Here is an 18,103-nt window from a genome sequence, read left to right as displayed (position 1 = left end):
CCCAGGACAATCGTCCTGGGAGGGCGCCGCGGCGCGCCGAAGCCCTAGATCGCCCGCAGGCGGTTGTTCCGCGCGTTGTGCTCAAGCTCTACCAGCCCCAGGAACTCCATGACCGGCGAGACGTAGTTCGCAAAGCGCCCGCGATAGCCCTTGCGCAGCCCGTAATAGCCGCCAACGGGGTTGCCGGTGTCCCGCGCCCAGGCCTCTAGCGTGCCATCCTTGACGGGCTTGCCCTCGTCGGCATTGCCCAGCGGCATCCAATCCCCGTGGGCCTTCAGCATCGCATGCGCATCCTCCAGCGCGCGCAATTGGTAGCTGAGCACCGTCTTGCCCACCTGCACCACCAGCCGCGGCGGATCATGCGCGACGTCCTTCCAGACAAGGAAATCGGAGCTGAGCGGCGGGGTCTTTAATTGCCAGGGGTCGGCCTCGGTGCCGGAGCCATAAGTGACTGTCGTCATTTCAAACCTCACATGTTGATTCGCCCCGTGATACGCCGATAATCATGACGTCTACTGTCATATATGGGTTTTGAGATGCGCGCGGCCCGACTTCTTCAGATCGTATTGCTCTTGCAGAACCGCGGGCGCATGACCTCCGCCGCGCTGGCGCGCGCGCTTGAGGTCGCGCCGCGCACCATCCTGCGGGACCTGGACGCCATGACCGAGGCCGGGCTGCCGGTGATCGTGCATCGCGGGCGCGAGGGCGGCATCGAGCTGGGGTTCGACTACCGCACGCGCTTGACCGGGCTGGACCGCGAGGAAGCCGAGGCGATGGGGTTGCTCCTGTCCCTGCCGATGGACCGGCTCGCGGCCTTCGGGCTGGAGGCGGCGGGGCGCCGCGCCGCGGCCAAGATCTGGGAGGCCTTCCCGGATCAGACCCGCGCCGAGATGGCCAAGAGCCGTTCTCGATTCACCTGCGAGGCCGCGCCCGACGCGGTCGACCCACGCTGCCCAGCGCTGGCCCGGGCCGTCCGGGACGGGGTGGTGGTGCGCCTGCGCATGCGCGCGCCTCCGCCTCAGGAGGTCCACCCGATTGGCCTCTCGCAGACGCCGAAGGGCTGGCATTTGCGGGACGCCATCACCGGCCAGGACATCCCGGACGCGGAATGGGGGGACATCAACATTTCCGCGCACAGATTTTCATCATGTGAAGAAAATTCGACGTAGCGGCCAAGCTGCGCGGATTTCTTCCCTGATCTCGCCCCATCTTGAGCATTTTCGGCAAGACATCGCGTCCGATCTGAGGCACCCTTCGCCGACTTTTCCATGGGGATGCAAAAGACATGATCAAGACACCGTATCTTCTGTTCTTGGGCGACGCGCCCGACGCGCTGGCCGCGAAGGTGGCCCAGGGCATCAAGGACTGGCGGCCCGAATTCGCCGTCGGGCAATACCGCATGGAGGGCTGCAACGCCGATATGGGCGTGCCGGATATGGGCCTGGCCGAGGCCAAGGCCGCGGGCGTCAAGACCATGGTGATCGGGGTCGCGAACCGGGGTGGCTTCATCACCGACAGCTGGAAAGAGGTGCTGATCGCGGCGCTGAACGAGGGCTTTGACCTGGCCAGCGGGCTGCACAACCTGCTGCGCGACGAGCCCGACCTTGTGGCCGCCGCCGAGGCCAACGGCTGCACCCTGCATGACGTGCGCGTGCCCTCCGTGGACTACCCCATCGCCAACGGCGTCAAGCGCAAGGGCAAGCGCTGCCTGGCCGTGGGCACCGACTGCTCGGTCGGCAAGATGTACACCGCCATGGCGATGGAAGGCACGATGCGCGAGCGCGGCATGAAGGCCACCTTCCGCGCCACCGGCCAGACCGGCATCCTGGTCACCGGCGGCGGCGTGCCGCTGGACGCGGTGATCGCGGACTTCATGGCCGGCTCGGTCGAATGGCTGACCCCGGACAATGACGACGACCACTGGGACCTGATCGAGGGCCAGGGCTCGCTGTTCCACGTGTCCTATTCCGGCGTGACCATGGCGCTGGTGCATGGCGGGCAGCCCGACGCGCTGATCCTCTGCCACGAGCCCACCCGGGCGCATATGCGCGGCCTGCCGGATTACCAGCAGCCCTCGCTGGAGGATCTGCGCGACACCGCGCTGCACCTGGCCAAGGTCGGCAACCCCGCCTGCCAGGTCGTGGGCATCTCGGTCAACACCCAGCACATGTCCGAGGCGGACGCCGTCAGCTATATGGCCGAGGTCGAGGCCCGCATGGGCCTGCCCACCGTGGACCCATTCCGCCATGGCGCGGAGCGCCTGGTAGACGCGCTGGCCGCGATCTAGTCTGGCGTCGGTTTCGAGAGGGGCTCTGCCCCCCTCGAGCTCCCCCCGGGATATTTGCAAACCGGAGAAGGGTTTGATGATGGAGATAAGTGTCAACCGCGACGTGTTCCCCCTGGCGCAGGTCTTTCGGATCAGCCGCGGGGCGCGCACCGAAGCCCAGGTGATCACCGCGCGCGTCAGCGCGGGCGGCGCGTCCGGCTGGGGCGAATGCGTGCCCTATGCGCGTTACGGCGAGAGCCTTGAGTCGGTTGCCGCCCAAATCGAGAGCCTGGGCGCGGTGGACCGCGCCTCCCTGGCCGAGGCGCTGCCGCCGGGTGCTGCGCGCAACGCCGTGGACTGCGCCTTGTGGGACCTGGAGGCCAAGCGCGCGGGCAAGCGCGCCTGGCAGCTGGCCGGTCTGCCCAAGCCGGGCCCCGAGATCACCGCCTACACGCTGTCCCTGGACGACCCTGCCAAGATGCGCGCCCAGGCCGCCGAGCACGCCCATCGCCCGCTTCTGAAGACCAAGCTCGGCGGCGGCGAGGAAGACGTGGCCCGCATCGAGGCCGTCCGCGCCGGCGCGCCCAGCGCGCGCATCATCGTGGATGCCAACGAGGGCTGGAGCGCCGATCTCTACAAGACCCTTGCCCCCGTCCTGGTGCGCTTGGGCGTCGAGATGGTCGAGCAGCCCCTGCCCGCGGGCGAGGACGACGCCCTGCGGGAGCTGGACCGCGTGCTGCCGGTCTGCGCCGACGAGAGCTGTCACGACCGGGCCTCGCTGCCCGGCCTCAAGGGCAAGTACGACATGGTCAACATCAAGCTCGACAAGACCGGCGGGATGACCGAGGCCCTGGCCCTGCGCGAGGCCGCGCTGGCCGAGGGATTCCAGGTGATGATGGGCTGCATGGTGGGCTCGTCGCTGGCCATGGCGCCCGCGGTGCTGGTCGCCCAGGGCGCCGTGGTGGTGGACCTGGACGGGCCGCTGCTGCTGGCCGAGGACCGCGACCCGCCGCTGCGCTACGACGGCGCGGGCGTGCACCCCTCGGAGGCCGCGCTGTGGGGTTAGCGCCCCGCCAGCTGCGTCAGGAACACGCCCCCGCCCATCGCGGCGATCCCCGCCGCGCGGGTCAGCGACAGCGGCGTCACCTGCGCGCCGAACAGCCCGAAATGGTCGATGATCGCCGCCGAGATGAGCTGGCCAAGCAGCACGAAGAACACCGCGTTGCCGACCCCGAATGTGGGCGCGATCCAGGTGATCGACAGCACGTAGAACGCGACCAGGCAGCCCCCCAGCATCAGCCCCTTGGGCGCTTGCGCCAGCCCCGCAAAGCTGCCCCCCAGCACCGCGTAGGCCAGCAGCGCGCTTGCCAGCGCCACCACGAACAGCACCACCGCCGCCGAGACCGGCGAGCCGATCCGCACGCCCAGACCGGCGTTCAAAGCCGCCAGGACCGGCACCGCGACCCCCGCGCAGAGCATGATAAGCGCCGATTGTGTACTGGGCAGCATGACAGCCCCTTTCCGATTTGACCTGAAACCTGCCCTGGCATAGAGCCCGGCCAACGCCTGAGCACAAGCAAAAGCACAAAGCCCATAGGAGCCCGCACCATGAGCCGCATCGTTTACGTGAACGGAGAGTACCTGCCCGAGGACGAGGCCAAGGTCTCGGTCTTTGATCGGGGGTTCCTATTCGCCGACGGCGTCTATGAGGTCACCAGCGTCCTGGACGGCAAGCTGATCGATTTCGACGGCCACGCGGTGCGGCTGGAGCGCAGCCTGCGCGAGCTGGACATGGCCGCGCCCTGCGGCAAGGACGAGCTGCTGGCGATCCACCGCGAGCTGGTGGCGCGCAACGAGATCAGCGACGGGCTGGTCTATCTGCAGGTCACCCGCGGCTCGGATGGCGACCGGGACTTCGTCTTCCCCGGCGCCGACACCCAGCCCACGCTGGTGCTGTTCACCCAGTCCAAGCCCGGCATCCGCGACAGCGCGGCCTCAAAGAACGGCATCAAGGTGATCTCGATCGAGGACGTGCGCTGGGGGCGCCGCGACATCAAGACGGTGCAGCTTTTGTACCCCTCGATGGGCAAGATGATGGCCAAGGCGGCCGGCTGCGATGACGCCTGGATGGTGCAGGACGGCGCGGTGACCGAGGGCACCTCGAACAACGCCTATATCGTGAAGGGCCGCAAGATCATCACCCGCGAGCTGTCCAACGACATCCTGCACGGGATCACCCGCGCCGCGGTGCTGCGGTTCGCCGCCGAGGCGCAGATGGAGGTCGAGGAGCGCAACTTTACCATCGAAGAAGCGCAAGCGGCGGACGAGGCCTTTGTGACCTCGGCCACGACCTTTGTGATGCCGGTGGTGGAGATCGACGGCGCCCAGATCGGCGCGGGCGCGCCGGGCGAGCTGGCCAAGCGGCTGCGCGAGATCTACATCGAGGAAAGCGTCAAGGCGGGCGTTTAGGGCTGGATTTCGGTCCAATTTGTCTAAACTAGCGCATATCTGGTGCCCGGTTTGCCCGCTTTGTTGCGAAAAGGTCACATTTACTTACCTATATATAGACAGAGCGGGCCGGAATTTCCCGCCCGCTCGAGAGAGCAACATGGTAAAGGACCCATATGACCTTGGATGAGTTTATGCTGAATTTCCTTTCGAACATGTCGGGCGGCACGATCGTGCTTCTGCTGATCGCCGCCCTGCTGATCATTTCCATCCTGCTGGGGGTGCGGATCGTCCCGCAATCCGAGCAGCATGTGGTCGAGCGCTTCGGGCGCCTGCGCGCCGTGCTGGGGCCGGGCATCAACCTGATCGTGCCCTTCCTCGACCGGGTGAAGCACCGCGTCTCGATCCTCGAGCGGCAATTGCCGACGCAAAGCCAGGACGCGATCACCTCGGACAACGTGCTGGTGAAGGTGGACACGAGCGTGTTCTACCGCATCGTGCACCCCGAGAAGACGGTCTACCGGATCCGCGACGTCGACGGCGCGATCATCACCACCGTGGCGGGCATCGTGCGGGCGCAGATCGGCAAGATGGAGCTGGACGAGGTCCAGTCGAACCGCGCCACGCTGATCTCGACCATCCAGCATAACGTCGAGGCCGCGGTGGATGACTGGGGCATCGAGGTCACGCGCGCCGAGATCCTGGACGTGAACCTCGACCAGGCCACCCGCGAGGCGATGCTGCAGCAGCTCAACGCCGAGCGCGAGCGCCGCGCCGCCGTGACCCGCGCCGAGGGCGAGCGCCGCGCGGTCGAGCTGAACGCCGACGCGGAACTCTACGCCGCCGAGCAGGCCGCCAAGGCGCGCCGCATCGAGGCCGACGCCGAGGCCTACGCCACCGAGGTCGTCGCCAAGGCGATCCGCGACAACGGCGTGGAGGCCGCGCAGTACCAGGTCGCGCTTAAGCAGGTCGACGCGCTGAGCCAGGTGGCCGCGGGCGAGGGCAAGCAAACGGTAATCCTGCCCTCCAGCGCCATCGACGCCTTTGGCGAGGCCTTCAAGATGCTGAAGGGGAAACCGTCATGATCTGGCTGTCCTCCTGGTGGGTCTGGATCGCGGCCGCAGTGGTGTTCGCGATCCTAGAGACCCTGGCGCCGGTCTTCGTCTTCATTGGGCTCGGCGCCGGGGCCGCGTTCGTCGGCATCCTCCTGGCCTTCGGGTTCGGCTTTGGCGGATCGGTCGCCTGGATGCTGGTCGCCTTCGCCGCCGCCTCGCTGGTCGGCACGATCCTTTTCAAGCGCCTGCTGGGCGCGCGAAGGGACGAGACCAAAACCTTCACCCACGACATCAACGAGCCTTAGGGTCCGCTGAGAGCCCAATGCGGAATTTCAGTCTGCCGGAAGAACGCGCCCTTCACCTGGAACGCGCGTCTCAAGATACCTGCCGACACGATCCGCCGTCTTGCCGGAAAGTAGGCCCGCTTCAACCAAAAATTTCAAATTTGTGGCCGCTTGATCCGGATCCCCGGTTCTAACAGATTCTGTTATTAAATTTGCCTCGAAAGTCGATTGCTGAAGGTTTTGTTGATTGATTGAGTTGATGTAAGCGGGCACGGCAGTCATTAGCGCGACGACAATGGGCACCAACATGCCTAACATTACATTTCGTCTACCTTCAATGATGAGCCTGTCGTGAGAAATTTTTACTTCTCGCTCCCTAAGCCCAGCTTCTGTTTCAAATTTGTATCTCTCCCATTCGGTCGGTATTTCTGACATCGTCCATTTGCTCCGCAATAGTCCACACCCAATTGAATATCAGGAATCATAATCCTTGTCCGCCTTAGGTGTCAGTTGCCTGACATCACACCATGCTGAACGGCAGCTTTGTCCGCGAAGCTGCCATCTAGGCACCCTACCGCGCGGGCTGTTACCCATGGGCCTTGCCGACGCCCTGCCGGACAGAAGGCCGACGTTATGCCGACAAAAGTCCGACACCGGTTTCGGCAATGAAATAGGGTGTTCACCCCCGATTCTCTGGTCGGAGCGGCTCGGCGGGTTCAGACTCTGTTTATGTCTCGGCCCGAGACCAGATCGAGGGCTACTTGGAGCTCAGCTGGATTAGATCTTTCCCACGCGCACAAGCCCCACCCGATGGAATTCAAGATGTACGACAGCTGCTAGGCGGGGCGGTGGGCAGAATTGCCCACCCTACGCGGCACAGCGCAACATCTCGTAGGGCGGGACTTGTCCCGCCTGCATTCCAAGAAACGAAGGGCGCCCCAACCGGGGCGCCCTTTTTCTTGGGGGATCGTGGAAGGCAGCGCTTTGTTCCGGTTGGGCGACTTTCTCCCCGGCCCGAACTGAGAGGAAACCAATCCAACCTGAGCTTCGATCAAATCTCTGAGCGGGCGCAAGCCCGCTCTTGAGCCCACTCTGCTGATGCTGCGCTGCCTGCGCATGACCGTTTCTCACGGCAATCACCTCTCTTGACGTCATAGATCAATCCTATATCAATTCCGGGCGACCACTTCTGGTCGCGTCGTTCTCAGGGCGGGGTGAAATTCCCCACCGGCGGTAAACAATGCGAATTGTGAGCCCGCGAGCGCCTCGATTAGACGGTTGAGGGACAAGCAGATCAGGTGAAATTCCTGAGCCGACGGTTAAAGTCCGGATGGAAGAGAACAGGTAATAACACATGCACCTTCACGGGCTGCATGTATCGTTGTCCTGTGTGCCTTGAGTCGTGAGCGCAGATGAAAGGACAACGCCATGACTCTCCTAATTCAAAAATACTCTCCGGCAGTCGTCGGGGCTGCCTTAATGGTTCTGGCTGGCGCGGTGTTCGCTTTGATCAACACCTTGGTGCAGCACGCCGTTATGATCGAAAATGCGTCTCCGACGAGCGTCGCTTTCTGGCAATACGCGATTGCTTTGTGCGTGATGCTACCGTCGGTCATCGGTACCGGAAGGTCAGCCCTCCGCACGGCTGTTCCCGGCTTGCATGTTCTACGCGTCGCACTCGCGGCAGGTGGTGTTCAGTTCTGGGTATTTGGCCTGGCATACGTGCCGATCTGGCAGGCAATCGCTCTCATAATGTTGTCTCCATTTTTCGTGACGCTCGGCGCAGGCTTCATCTTGCGCGAGAGAGTGAGCCTGCAACGCTGGATCGCCGTTTCAATTGGCTTTGCAGGCGGGATGGTCATCCTCGCGCCCTGGTCTGACACTTTCACCCTGCAAGCCTTCCTACCCGTTGGCGCGGCAGCATTTTGGGCAGGCTCCTCCTTGCTGACAAAGCGGATGACGGCGACGGAAAGCTCGGAGACCTTGACGGTGTATCTATTGCTGCTCCTTACGCCGGTGAATGCTGGTCTTGCATTGGGCGATGGGTTTCATATCGACCTTGCGTCTCTTGGCGCGGTGATCATCGCTGTAGGTCTGCTTACTGCCTTGGCCCAATACGCTCTAGTCTCGTCATACCGAATTGCCGACGCGAGTTTTCTACAGCCGTTCGATCATGTGAAGTTGCCCTTCAACGTCGGATTGGGCGCATTGGTTTTTGGCTTCATTCCACCCGGAACAATGTGGCTGGGTTCTTTGATGATCATTGGTGGTTCCGTTTATCTCGTGTGGATTGAGAAGGACCAAGTCAGCACAGGAACGTAAACTTTGATTTGCGGACCTTCGTGTAGTCGTCGCGAAGGTCCGCAATGTCCGCAGAGCGGCCATCAAACGGCAAGGGCAAACTCCGCTCGTTGAAGGCACCGCGCCGCTGGTCTCGGAACCGGCCCGGCTATGCTTTGCGGGCCACCGGGAACCAGATCTCCACCTTGCCGGTCGCCGACGCGGGGTCGAACTCTTCGGTGTAGTGCTCGAATTGCGGGCCGTTCGCGATGCCCCACTCCTCGCCCAGAGCGCCATGCGAGAACACCGCCTCGAACACCTCTGCGATCTTGGACACGTGCCCGTTGATCACAAAGACCGCGTGCTTGCCCGCGGGCAGGGTCACGTCGGTCTGCCCGTCGGGCACCGGCGCGTCGGCAGAGACCTCTAGCCCGCAGAGATACTGGAACGATGTGGGGCCGCCGAAGCTGTGCGAGACGCCATAGACCCCGCCGACCACCCCCGTGACCGCGCCGTAATCCCATTCGGCCCATTGCGCGGGGATACCGCTGCGGTTCTCATGGGTGTAGCTGCCATTTGCGCCGATGATCCGGCGCTCCTGTGCGTCTGCGATGCGGTCAGGCTTCATCCGGCGGGCTCCCAAAGCTCTAGCGGGTTGCCCTCAGGATCGTGCAGATGGGCGAATTTGCCAATCCTCTCCATTTCGGAGTGATTGAAGGTCTCGATCCCGGCCGCCTCTAGCTGCGCACACATCGCCGCCAGGTCCGCCACGCGGAAGTTGATCATGAACTGGCTCTCGGCCCGGAAGTAATCGGTGTCCGCGGCGAAGGGCGAGAACACGGTCACCCCCGCCTCGGTCACCCAGGGCGCGCCCTCGGCGTCCTGCGGCACCAGGTTGATGCCTAGATGCTCCAGGTACCATTGCGCCAGCGCGCCGGGGTCCTTGGCCCGAAAGAAGACGCCTCCGATTCCAGTCACTCTTTGCATTCCCAGCCCTCCACGCATACGCCGCCACAGTAGCAGGTTTCCGGCCAACGCGCCGCCAATTCGACGTGACGCGGCGTTGCCAGGCAATACCGCGTCGATTTTGCACTGTTTTCCCAGCCCGCGCTCCGTTAACAGGGCCCATGGTTTTGAACGGCACGCCATGTGCGCGCCGAAGAGCAATGGAGACGCACGCATGAAGGTACTGGTGCCGGTCAAGCGCGTGATCGACTATAACGTGAAGGTCCGCGTGAAAGCGGACGGAAGCGGGGTCGATCTGGCGAATGTAAAAATGTCGATGAACCCGTTCGACGAGATCGCCGTCGAAGAGGCGATCCGCCTGAAGGAAGCCGGCAAGGCCGAAGAGGTCATCGCGGTCTCCGTTGGCGTCAAGCAGAACCAGGAAACGCTGCGCACCGCGCTGGCGATGGGCGCCGACCGCGCCATCCTGGTCGTCGCCGCCGATGACGTGCACACCGATATCGAGCCGCTCTCGGTCGCGAAGATCCTCAAGGGGATCGTCGACGAAGAGCAGCCCGGCCTGGTGCTCTGCGGCAAGCAGGCGATCGACAACGACATGAACGCCACCGGCCAGATGCTGGCCGCGCTGCTCGGCTGGTCCCAGGGCACCTTCGCCTCTGAGGTCAACGTCGAGGACGACCACGCCGTCGTCACCCGCGAGGTAGACGGCGGCTTGCAGACCATCAAGGTCGCCATGCCCACCATCGTCACCGTGGACCTCCGCCTGAACGAGCCGCGCTACGCCAGCCTGCCCAACATCATGAAGGCCAAGCGCAAGCCCCTCGACGAGAAAACCCCCGCCGATTACGGCGTGGACGCGGCGCCCCGGCTTGAGATCCTCAAGACCGAGGAGCCCGAGGCGCGCGCCGCCGGCATCATCGTGGGCTCGGTGGACGAGCTGGTCGAGAAACTCAAAGACGCGGGGGCTGTGTAATGGCTGTTCTTCTTCTGGGTGAAGTGAATTCCGGTGAGCTGTCGATGGACGCCACCGCCAAGGCCGTGACCGCCGCGAAGGCGATGGGCGATGTGACCGTGCTCTGCGCGGGCGCCTCGGCTGCCGACGCTGGCGCCGCCGCCGCGACCATTGATGGCGTGTCCAAGGTGCTGGTCGCCGAGGACGAGAGCCTGGGCCACCGCCTTGCGGAAAGCACCGCCGCGCTGATCGTGTCGCTGGCCGGTGAATACAGCCACATCGTGGCGCCCGCGACCACCGACGCCAAGAACGTGCTGCCCCGCGTGGCGGCCCTGCTGGACGTGATGGTGATCTCGGACGTCTCCGGCGTCGTGGACGCCGACACGTTCGAGCGCCCGATCTACGCCGGCAACGCGATCCAGACGGTCAAGTCCGCCGATGCAACAAAGGTCGTGTCCATCCGGACCTCGACCTTTGACGCAGCGGGCGAGGGCGGATCCGCGTCGGTCGAGACCGTATCGGCTGCGGCCAACCCCGGCCTCAGCGAGTGGGTCAAGGACGACGTGTCCGGCGGCGACCGGCCAGAGCTGACCTCGGCGGGCGTTGTTGTGTCCGGCGGGCGCGGCGTGGGTTCGGAGGACGACTTTAAGATCATCGAGGCGCTGGCGGACAAGCTGAACGCCGCGGTTGGCGCCTCGCGCGCCGCAGTGGACAGCGGCTACGCCCCCAACGACTGGCAGGTCGGCCAGACCGGCAAGGTCGTGGCACCCGATCTCTACATCGCCTGCGGCATCTCCGGCGCGATCCAGCACCTCGCGGGGATGAAGGACAGCAAGGTGATCGTGGCGATCAACAAGGACGAAGAGGCGCCGATCTTTCAGGTCGCCGATTTCGGCCTGGTTGCGGACCTGTTCCAGGCCGTGCCCGAGCTGACCGAAAAGCTGGGCTAACCCCCTTTCGCTAACGTGAATAAAGGCCCGCCCGTTTGGCGGGCCTTTCTCGTTCGGCGCAGGCCGCGTTTGGTCGGCAATTCCCTCTTGTCATAGCCCCCGCAATCGCCAAGCTGACGCGGCAAGAGCAAGGGGATGCAGATGCGCAAAGTAACCGTCGCCGCCACGCAAATGGCCTGCAGCGCCGACCGCGAGACCAATATCGCCAAGGCCGAGGCGCTGGTGCGCCAGGCGGCGGCCCAGGGCGCGAATGTCATCCTGCTGCAAGAGCTCTTCGAGGGGCTCTATTTCTGCCAGAACGAACGCTACGGCGACCTGGCCCGCGCCGCCGAGGCCCATGGCCACCCCACGATCCGCCACTTCCAGGCGCTGGCCAAAGAGCTGGGCGTGGTGCTGCCCGTCTCGTTCTACGAGAAGGCCGGCCCCGCCCGGTTCAATTCCATCGCCATTCTGGACGCCGATGGCGCGCATCTGGGCACCTATCGCAAGTCGCATATCCCGCACGGCGCGGGCTATCAGGAGAAGTTCTATTTCTCGCCCGGCGACACCGGGTTTCGGGTTTGGGACACTGCGTTCGGGCGCATTGGCGTGGGCATCTGCTGGGACCAATGGTTCCCGGAATCGGCGCGCGCCATGGCCCTGATGGGGGCGGAGCTGTTGTTTTTCCCCACCGCCATCGGGTCGGAGATTGGCGAGGAGGATTGGGACAGCGCCCCGCATTGGCAGCGCGTGCAGCAGGGGCATGCGGGGGCGAACCTGGTGCCGCTGATCGCCTCGAACCGGGTTGGGACCGAGCATGGCGACGGCACAGAGATGACATTCTACGGCGCGTCCTTCATCGCCGACCAGTTCGGCGCCAAGCTGGCCGAGGCCGATCGCGCGTCCGAGACCGTGCTGACCCATAGCTTCGACCTCGACGAATGCGCCAAATACCGAGACTATTGGGGCGTTTTCCGTGACCGCCGCCCCGAGCTTTATCACCCGCTGATGACCATGACCGGCGAGAAAAGCTAGACCGATTGGAATTAAGCGGCTTTAATCCCGGTGAATTCAGATGTGAATTTGCGGGAGGACACGTTGGTTCAGTTCATAAACGCCAAGGAAGACCTGGTCACCGAGGCCATTGACGGCGCACTCAGGCTCGGCGCGGGGCGGTTGGCGCGGCTGGACGGGTACCCGCATATAAAGGTGGTGCTGCGCACCGACTGGGACCGCGCGAAGGTCGCTTTGGTCTCGGGTGGCGGCTCGGGGCACGAGCCGAGCCATGCGGGTTTCGTTGGCCAGGGGATGCTGACCGCGGCGGTCTGCGGCGAGGTCTTCGCCTCGCCCTCAGTGGACGCCGTGCTGGCGGGCATCCTGGCGGTGACCGGCGAGGCGGGCTGTTTGCTAATTGTGAAGAACTACACCGGCGACCGGCTGAATTTCGGCCTGGCGGCAGAGCGCGCCCGGGCGCTGGGGATGAAGGTCGCCATGGTCGTGGTGGACGACGACATCGCGCTGCCCGATCTGCCGCAGCCGCGCGGGGTCGCAGGCACCTTGTTCGTGCACAAGATCGCGGGCGCCCTGGCCGAGCTGGACGCCGATCTAGAGACCGTCACCACCGCCGCGCAGCAAGTCATAGATGGCGTGATCTCGATCGGGATGTCGCTGGATACCTGCACGGTGCCCGGCTCTCCCAAAGAGGACCGCATCGGCGCTGGCATGGCAGAGCTGGGCCTGGGCATCCACGGCGAGCCCGGGGTCGAGCAGGTCGGCTTTGCGGGTGCCAGGGCCGCGATGGCGATGGTGGTGGAACGCCTGGCGGCTGCGATGGATCGCGGCGCCTACGTGGCGCTGATGAACAACCTCGGCGGCACCACGCCGCTGGAAATGGCGGTGCTGACCGAGGAGCTGCTCTCTTCCAAGATCGGCAAGCAGATCCACTGGGTCGTCGGGCCCGCAGCAATGATGACCTCGCTGGATATGCACGGGTTCTCGGTGTCGCTGCTCCCGGCGGACGGGGTCGAGACGCATCTGACCAAGCTTGCAGAGCCCTGGGCTTGGCCGGGCTGCCTGCCGGTCGGCGAGGTGGACATGCGCGCGTTGCCGGACGGGCTGGCCGTGCCAGCAGCGACCCCGTCGAGCGACCCGGCCACCGCCGCGCTGATACAGAAATGCTGCGAGATCATGGTCGCCGCCGAGGCCGAGCTGAACGCGCTCGACGCCAAGTCCGGTGACGGCGACACCGGCGCCACGCTGGCCACCGCAGCGCGGGCGTTGCTTGCCGCGATGGACCGACTGCCGCTAGCGGACGAGGCCGAGCTTTACCGCGCGATTGGCAACGAGCTGAGCCAAACCATGGGCGGCTCGTCTGGGGTCTTGCTGGCGATCTTCTTTGCGGCGGCAGGGGATTCCGCGGCGGCGGGGGCCGACATATCAGGCGCGCTCGGGGCCGGGCTGGCGCGGATCCAGCAGGTCGGCGGCGCCGCGCCAGGGGATCGCACGATGATCGACGCGCTTGGCCCGGCCTTGGCGGCATTGCCGGAGGGGCTCGCGGCCGCGGCCACCGCCGCCCGCATCGGCGCGGACCACACCGCCACCATCACCCAGGCCAAGGCCGGGCGCGCGGCTTATGTTTCGGCCGACGCCATGCGCGGGCATAACGATCCCGGCGTCGAGGCCGTGGCGCTGCTTTTTGAAGGTCTCGCTTAGGGCCTACATCTTTGCAAAGTCTATGCCCGGCCCGACCTCTTCTGCGCGCGCGGCGCAGTCAGACAGGATGGTGTGCACACCCATTTCCGTTGGATATTCGGAGACATCAAGGCCGTCCTGGCGCCCGCCGGCGCCAACCAGCAGCAAGGACCCGTCGCGTTCGACATGGCTCATGGCGGCGAATGCGATCATCACATCCCCATCCGAGACGAACAAATTCCCCATCAAAAATACGCAAGAAAGCATCACGCGCCCTATATTTGCCCCCAGGCAAGCAAGATGCAGCTGGCCCCACTATGGCACAACCCTAGATATTGTAAACAGCCATAGAGTCACAGCCCGCTAGAAAACGCCCGCCCGGTGCGCGCCGTTTCGGCGTACAGGGGATGTTGCCCTCGCCCAGCACCCAATGCCGGTCCGCATATCCATCCGTGTCCCGCAGATGCATGTGGCTCAGGTTGCCACCTCTACAACAGCCGCGCGATGCGCCGGGTCCACATCCTTGATGCTAACGGCCTCTATGGCCGTTCACCGGTCATTAACCAGTGTTGACTAGCCGTTGACGCACGCCATGCGCCTTTACGCCCTCATAACCCTTATCGCCCTTGCCGCGGGCCCCGCGTTCAGCGGCGCGTGGCCGCGCGAACAGGGCCAGATATTCCTGTCCTTTGGCACAACGATCAGCGCACCCCGCGCGCAGTCCCTCATCCAACTGGACCAGACCTATTCGTTCTACCTGGAACGCGGAATGCGCAAGGACCTGACATTTGGGTTGGATGGCACGGCCAATGGGATCGGCGCCTACACTGCCATCGCGTTCTTGCGTGCGCCGATCCTGCGGCGCTTTGAGCATTCCAAATTCGCGGTGCAGCTCGGCCTCGGAACGACCGGCCCCGGCGCGGACAAGAGCCCGGTTGTGCAGATCGGTCTGGCCTGGGGGCGTGGGTTCCAGACGCCCCTTGGGCCTGGCTGGGCCGCAATTGATGCTCAGACGCAGTACTTAACCCAAGGCGGTGACCTCATCGGCAAGCTGGACGCCACGCTGGGCGTGAAGCCCTGGGAAAAATGGATGTTCATGCTGCAAATCCAAACCGGCGATTATCCCGGCAGTGACCCCTATCTTCGATTGGCACCGGCTGTGGCCTGGGGGGCTCGCCCCGGTCGCCATATCGAGCTGGGCGTGCAAATCGGTTTGTCCGGGGACGACCAGATTGGAGTGAAGCTGCACAACTGGCTGGAGTTTTGAGGATTGCAGAGGGGCGCGCCTCGACGGGCGCGCCCCGCGCATCATTTATACCGGCTTGTCGACCCGCGCTGTTACAACGACGGTCCCGTTGCAGGCCTCGGGCCAACGCAGCTGCACGAGGTTGTTCTCGGTCCCGGCATTCGTGAACACGGCAGGGAAATGGTAGATATTCTGCCCAGCCGCGTTCTTAATATTGCCCTCGGCTACGACCGATTCCACCGTCCGCGCATTGCCACCGAATGGCAGGTAGTCCGCGACATTCAGCGTCCAGGTTGACGCGTTCGTCACCTGGTCAAACTCCAGCGTAACGGGGTTGATCGCGGCCTGTGCGATACCGTTGAACGTGTTGCCCGAGAAGACGACATTCCGCACGCGGGTGTAGTCGAGATCGGCAAAGCTGGTGTCCACCTCCTCGATCCGGTCGATGGCCCCGTTCAGCGCCTTAAAGGTGTTCCCGGTGACGCTAAGCCCCTGGATGAAATGGCCGGGCCCGTAGGGTTTGATCACGATCCAGCTGAACCACGGCGCCACATCGTTGGCGGTAAAGATGTTGCCGGTAATCGTCAGCCCGCCAAAGGAGAACTCGTTGGAGAATTCCGGCTTGGCGTCATGCTCGTTCGACATCTCGATAAAGCAGTTGTCGATATAGTTGCCGGTGATGATGGTCTTTAGGTTGGGCTCGGTGAAAATGATGCCACCGACCCTAGGCCCATCCGTCGAGCCGTCGCCCTGGAACAGGTGGTTGCCAACGATCACGTGGCCGTTCCCGTGCAGGAACATGGTGTGACCAAAGCGCTGGAACCGGTTGGAGCGGATCTTGGCGTCGTTCGCATTGACGTTGAAGACTTGGCTGACGCGCTGCGTGGCGAGCGTGGATTGCTCGTTGCTGACAAAGTGGCAGCGGTCGATCTGCAAGTCCTGGCAGCCATTGCCATGGCTGGTCAGCGCGCGATCCATCGGCTTGGTGATAAAGCTGTCCTTGAGGTGGAACGTCTCACCCGCCGGCGCCAGCAAGATGCCGCTGCTTCGCCCGTTGCACTGGATCTCCACATCGGTGATCGTGAATTTCGAGATTTTGGTGAAGCCGCTGAAATCCAGCACGAATTTAAAGCGCTTGAACGTGTAGGTCTGGTTTAAGGGCGCGCCATAAAGCTCTTGGCTAAGCGTTATCTCCCCGGCGCCGACATTCTTGTCGCGCACATAGACCTCGCGGCCCACGCCATTGCCCTGCACCAAAGAGCCGACCGGGATGTTCGCAACATTCGCGACATTGGTCAGCTTCTTGGGATTGTTGGCGCTGTAGCTCGCCGCGGAAGTCACCGTGTCGGTGTCCCAGTTCGACGACGCCACAACGTTAAACTGACCGTTGCGGATCACCCGGCGCACCTCATAGGTGGTCTGGTTGTTCACCGCCGCCTGCATGTCGATGGGCGCGTCCACCTCGATCCGGCGGCCTCCCAGGTCAAGGGACTCATGATCGGAGAAATTCAAGAGCGCTTGATAGGCCTTCTTGAAGGCCAGCACCTCGTCGTTCCCGAACGCGTCGCAGTAGTCGTGGAACTTAAAGTCGCGACGCAGAACCAGCCGTTCATTGGCGTTCATCACCAGCGTGCCCTCAAACCGAGTGCGGTTCTCCAGCGTCAGGTTCCCGGCGATGCGGTATGTGCCCGCGGGCACCAGAATGTCGCGCCCATTCGCAGCGGCATCCGCGGCCTCAAACGCCGCAAGGTCGTTGGTGGATCCGTTTCCAACCGCGCCAAAGTCGCGCACATCCACCCAGTCCATCATGCTGCGCAGGAACGCGCTGGTGATGTCCTCGATGATAATGTCGTCGATCCGCACGACGCCGCCGTTGTTGCCGGTCAGATCAAGGCCGAAATGGCCATAGATCGGCTCGGTGCCCCACACCATATCGACGCCGTTGCGGTCCCCGGTGCCCACGATGGCGCTCACCTCGACGATCTCGCCATAGCTGGTCAACGCAACGCCCGGCCCCGTGGTGACCAATCCTGTGACCTCGCTGCCGCCCGCGCGGCCCGCGCGCGCCGCGATGCGCACCGTGGGCAGATTGCCCGTGATTGCTTTGACCCGCGCCGTGACGCGCAGATAGCAACCAGGCAGAATGGGCGTCTCGCCCATATAGCGCAGTTTCTGCGTGTTCTCGGTCTTTACCAACTCCAAGCAGCCGCCGAAATCCTGGTCGGACGGCACGAATGCCGCGTTCGTGGCGCCGTTATATGTGCTCGAACCCGGAGTGCCATCCTGGCTTGACCAAACATCCAAACCATTTGCAAAGGCCGGCGGCATCAGCAGCAGGCCGTCTGTAATTGCCTTGTTCATCGAAACCCCTTTCAAATCCTGTGCGCGCGCCCGGGGCGCAGGCATAGGGCGCCGCGCCGGTCGATATCGAAACGCTCTCGTGGGAAAGCCCAGGCACGCCGCCCGGACAGGGGATATAGCTATCACGCTGCGGTTTACGACATGTTAACCTTGCGTGCGGAGATACGGTACGGCCGGGGGTTTAAGCCGCCAGTTCCGGCGCTTGGATGAACTGCACGCCGTTGATTTGCCAGCTATTTTCCCCCTGCAACATCTCGTATTCCAGGTAGTGAAACTGGCCCTCCGCATCACGGATCCGCACAACTTGATACGTGAATGGACCGCGTTGCTCTTGGCCTGAGAACGTCACATCCGCGGGCCGCCAGACCATCGGGTAACCGTTTCGCACCATCGCGCCAAAGCGCTCTGACGATCCAAACATCCGCTGGATGAAGGGAGACGCGAAGGTGAACGCGGTGGCAAAATCGTCGCGCTGGAACGCCTCGATCTGACTGGAGATCACTCCCTGGATGGGATCCTCTTGCGCCTTAGCCGGCAAGGCCACGAAGAATGCGAGAAGCAATGCTATGACGAGACGGACCATGTGACTCTCCTATCGGATAACGTAGTGGATACGCGCTGAAAG

Annotated in this window: 20 protein-coding genes and 1 riboswitch; of the genes, 12 read left to right on the top strand and 8 right to left on the bottom strand. The window is 63.9% G+C overall.

The window, feature by feature from the left end; translation table 11 throughout:
• Window positions 1-44: 44 nt before the first annotated feature.
• Window positions 45-461, bottom strand: coding sequence for a DUF6855 family protein (locus AIOL_RS19975; RefSeq protein ID WP_049644595.1), 417 nt, complete (start codon window positions 459-461; stop codon window positions 45-47).
• 75 nt (window positions 462-536) lie between these two features.
• On the opposite strand from AIOL_RS19975, the gene AIOL_RS19970 reads away from it, so the two are divergent.
• The 3 genes from AIOL_RS19970 to dgcA all read left to right on the top strand — a co-directional run bounded on the left by AIOL_RS19970 (window position 537) and on the right by dgcA (window position 3,332).
• Window positions 537-1,169: a helix-turn-helix transcriptional regulator gene (locus tag AIOL_RS19970; protein WP_082152825.1), complete on the top strand. Its 633-nt coding sequence runs from the start codon at window positions 537-539 to the stop codon at window positions 1,167-1,169.
• A gap of 116 nt (window positions 1,170-1,285) precedes the next feature.
• Window positions 1,286-2,287 carry an N-acetyltransferase DgcN gene (gene dgcN, locus AIOL_RS19965; RefSeq protein WP_049644593.1) on the top strand — a complete coding sequence of 334 codons (1,002 nt, stop codon included), beginning with the start codon at window positions 1,286-1,288 and terminating at the stop codon, window positions 2,285-2,287.
• A gap of 79 nt (window positions 2,288-2,366) precedes the next feature.
• Entirely contained in the window at window positions 2,367-3,332 is a 966-nt protein-coding gene (dgcA, locus tag AIOL_RS19960) for an N-acetyl-D-Glu racemase DgcA (RefSeq protein WP_049645571.1), read from the top strand.
• On the opposite strand, the gene AIOL_RS19955 is transcribed toward dgcA, so the two are convergent.
• Window positions 3,329-3,775 (bottom strand): DMT family transporter, encoded by a 447-nt coding sequence (locus tag AIOL_RS19955; protein WP_049644592.1) that lies wholly within the window; start codon window positions 3,773-3,775, stop codon window positions 3,329-3,331. The two genes, dgcA and AIOL_RS19955, sit on opposite strands and share 4 nt — an antisense overlap.
• Before the next feature lie 99 nt (window positions 3,776-3,874).
• Between AIOL_RS19955 and AIOL_RS19950 the strand changes: the two genes are divergently transcribed.
• The 3 genes from AIOL_RS19950 (at window position 3,875) to AIOL_RS19940 (ending at window position 6,074) form a co-directional block, all read left to right on the top strand.
• Complete coding sequence (locus AIOL_RS19950) at window positions 3,875-4,735, top strand: D-amino-acid transaminase (RefSeq protein WP_049644591.1); 861 nt, start codon at window positions 3,875-3,877, stop codon at window positions 4,733-4,735.
• A gap of 155 nt (window positions 4,736-4,890) precedes the next feature.
• On the top strand, window positions 4,891-5,799 hold the full coding sequence (locus AIOL_RS19945) for an SPFH domain-containing protein (protein WP_049644590.1): 909 nt from the start codon (window positions 4,891-4,893) through the stop codon (window positions 5,797-5,799).
• Window positions 5,796-6,074 carry an NfeD family protein gene (locus AIOL_RS19940; protein WP_049644589.1) on the top strand — a complete coding sequence of 93 codons (279 nt, stop codon included), beginning with the start codon at window positions 5,796-5,798 and terminating at the stop codon, window positions 6,072-6,074. The genes AIOL_RS19945 and AIOL_RS19940 overlap by 4 nt, the downstream gene beginning before the upstream one ends.
• Window positions 6,075-6,101: 27 nt before the next feature.
• On the opposite strand, the gene AIOL_RS25245 is transcribed toward AIOL_RS19940, so the two are convergent.
• Window positions 6,102-6,488, bottom strand: coding sequence for a hypothetical protein (locus tag AIOL_RS25245; protein ID WP_152912608.1), 387 nt, complete (start codon window positions 6,486-6,488; stop codon window positions 6,102-6,104).
• Window positions 6,489-7,249: 761 nt separating this feature from the next.
• Window positions 7,250-7,399, top strand: a riboswitch (FMN riboswitch).
• 82 nt (window positions 7,400-7,481) lie between these two features.
• Here AIOL_RS25245 and AIOL_RS19935 point away from each other — a divergent pair.
• Entirely contained in the window at window positions 7,482-8,375 is an 894-nt protein-coding gene (locus AIOL_RS19935) for a DMT family transporter (RefSeq protein WP_049644588.1), read from the top strand.
• A 127-nt stretch (window positions 8,376-8,502) separates the two neighbouring features.
• Here AIOL_RS19935 and AIOL_RS19930 read toward each other — a convergent pair whose 3' ends face one another.
• Together AIOL_RS19930 and AIOL_RS19925 are read right to left on the bottom strand one after the other, a co-directional pair.
• A complete protein-coding gene (locus AIOL_RS19930; RefSeq protein WP_049644587.1) occupies window positions 8,503-8,961 on the bottom strand; it encodes a GyrI-like domain-containing protein in 459 nt (152 codons plus the stop codon).
• Entirely contained in the window at window positions 8,958-9,320 is a 363-nt protein-coding gene (locus tag AIOL_RS19925) for a VOC family protein (RefSeq protein WP_049644586.1), read from the bottom strand. The genes AIOL_RS19930 and AIOL_RS19925 overlap by 4 nt, the downstream gene beginning before the upstream one ends.
• Window positions 9,321-9,513: 193 nt before the next feature.
• On the opposite strand from AIOL_RS19925, the gene AIOL_RS19920 reads away from it, so the two are divergent.
• The 4 genes from AIOL_RS19920 (at window position 9,514) to AIOL_RS19905 (ending at window position 13,892) form a co-directional block, all read left to right on the top strand.
• A complete protein-coding gene (locus tag AIOL_RS19920) occupies window positions 9,514-10,272 on the top strand; it encodes an electron transfer flavoprotein subunit beta/FixA family protein (RefSeq protein WP_049644585.1) in 759 nt (252 codons plus the stop codon).
• Window positions 10,272-11,201 carry an electron transfer flavoprotein subunit alpha/FixB family protein gene (locus tag AIOL_RS19915; RefSeq protein ID WP_049644584.1) on the top strand — a complete coding sequence of 310 codons (930 nt, stop codon included), beginning with the start codon at window positions 10,272-10,274 and terminating at the stop codon, window positions 11,199-11,201. The genes AIOL_RS19920 and AIOL_RS19915 overlap by 1 nt, the downstream gene beginning before the upstream one ends.
• A gap of 141 nt (window positions 11,202-11,342) precedes the next feature.
• Window positions 11,343-12,215 carry an N-carbamoylputrescine amidase gene (aguB, locus tag AIOL_RS19910; protein WP_049645570.1) on the top strand — a complete coding sequence of 291 codons (873 nt, stop codon included), beginning with the start codon at window positions 11,343-11,345 and terminating at the stop codon, window positions 12,213-12,215.
• A 63-nt stretch (window positions 12,216-12,278) separates the two neighbouring features.
• Window positions 12,279-13,892, top strand: coding sequence for a dihydroxyacetone kinase subunit DhaK (locus AIOL_RS19905; protein ID WP_049645569.1), 1,614 nt, complete (start codon window positions 12,279-12,281; stop codon window positions 13,890-13,892).
• A gap of 3 nt (window positions 13,893-13,895) precedes the next feature.
• Here AIOL_RS19905 and AIOL_RS19900 read toward each other — a convergent pair whose 3' ends face one another.
• Window positions 13,896-14,084 (bottom strand): hypothetical protein, encoded by a 189-nt coding sequence (locus AIOL_RS19900; protein ID WP_152912607.1) that lies wholly within the window; start codon window positions 14,082-14,084, stop codon window positions 13,896-13,898.
• 379 nt (window positions 14,085-14,463) lie between these two features.
• Between AIOL_RS19900 and AIOL_RS19895 the strand changes: the two genes are divergently transcribed.
• The gene (locus AIOL_RS19895) at window positions 14,464-15,138 is read left to right on the top strand and encodes a hypothetical protein (RefSeq protein WP_049644582.1); all 675 of its coding nucleotides are present in this window, start codon (window positions 14,464-14,466) and stop codon (window positions 15,136-15,138) included.
• A gap of 45 nt (window positions 15,139-15,183) precedes the next feature.
• Here the strand turns inward: AIOL_RS19895 and AIOL_RS19890 are convergent, their stop codons facing one another.
• Window positions 15,184-17,478, bottom strand: a complete 2,295-nt coding sequence (locus tag AIOL_RS19890; RefSeq protein WP_049644581.1) for a glycosyl hydrolase family 28-related protein — start codon at window positions 17,476-17,478, stop codon at window positions 15,184-15,186.
• A gap of 181 nt (window positions 17,479-17,659) precedes the next feature.
• Window positions 17,660-18,061 (bottom strand): DUF4864 domain-containing protein, encoded by a 402-nt coding sequence (locus tag AIOL_RS19885; RefSeq protein ID WP_049644580.1) that lies wholly within the window; start codon window positions 18,059-18,061, stop codon window positions 17,660-17,662.
• Window positions 18,062-18,103: the final 42 nt, after the last annotated feature.

The sequence above is a fragment of the Candidatus Rhodobacter oscarellae genome (assembly GCF_001078595.1).
GTDB lineage: Bacteria > Pseudomonadota > Alphaproteobacteria > Rhodobacterales > Rhodobacteraceae > Rhodobacter_B > Rhodobacter_B oscarellae.
Note: the sequence above shows the minus strand (reverse complement) of the source record. Positions and strands in the feature narration are given on the sequence as shown.